The organism is Actinomadura harenae, from assembly GCF_003696215.1.
Taxonomy (GTDB): domain Bacteria; phylum Actinomycetota; class Actinomycetes; order Streptosporangiales; family Streptosporangiaceae; genus Spirillospora; species Spirillospora harenae.
In genome coordinates this window covers 1-751 of record NZ_RFFG01000279.1, presented here as the reverse complement: position 1 = coordinate 751, position 751 = coordinate 1, and the positions used below count along the sequence as shown (strand labels likewise).

Below are 751 nucleotides of genomic sequence, written 5' to 3'. Positions count from 1 at the left end.
GGCGGCCGCGGCCGCCCCGGCGCCGGGCGCGGGAGGCTTCGCCGGCACCGTCCTGAAGGACCGTCCGGCCACGCCTCCGCCGACCCGGCCCGCGCCGTCGGGGTCCGGCTCGTCCGGCCAGGGGCGCCCGGCCGCGTCCGGGAAGTCGGGCCGCAAGGCCCAGCTCCAGCTCGCCAGGCTGGAGCCGTGGTCGGTGATGAAGTTCAGCTTCGTGATGTCGCTGGTCTGCTTCGTCGTCCTGCTGGTCGCCGTCATCGTCCTGTGGATGATCCTGTCCGGCCTCGGCGTCTTCGACGCGATCACCAACACTGTCCAGGACCTCACGGCCAAGCAGGGCGAGGACAGCGGCGGCGTCGACGCCGGCAGCTGGTTCTCCTTCCCCCGCGTGGTCGGCTACACCGTCCTGGTCGGGGCCCTGAACGTCATGCTGATCACGGCCCTGTCCACGGTCGGCTCGGTGATCTACAACCTCGCCGCCGACCTGGTCGGCGGCGTCGAGGTCACTCTCAAGGAGGCCGAGTGAAAATCGATTACCGCACACCCTCCGGCATGCGGTAATCTCACATGCGTCGCCGCAAGACGGTGGCGCAGATGAGGGCGTATAGCTCAGTCGGTTAGAGCGCATCCCTGATAAGGATGAGGCCCCAGGTTCAAGTCCTGGTACGCCCACCAGCCAAAACCCGCCGGATCACCGGCGGGTTTTCGCGTTGAGTGGGGGAATAGTGGAGATCATTTCCCCAATGTCACCCGG

The 751-nt window shown here is 67.9% G+C and carries 1 protein-coding gene and 1 tRNA gene; both read left to right on the top strand.

From position 1 onward, the window contains the following. A partial coding sequence (locus tag EBO15_RS43485; RefSeq protein ID WP_233616872.1) for a DUF3566 domain-containing protein occupies window positions 1–523 on the top strand: 523 nt, incomplete at its 5' end. A gap of 72 nt (window positions 524–595) precedes the next feature. Then, window positions 596–672, top strand: a tRNA-Ile gene (locus tag EBO15_RS43480). The last annotated feature ends 79 nt before the right edge of the window (window positions 673–751 follow it).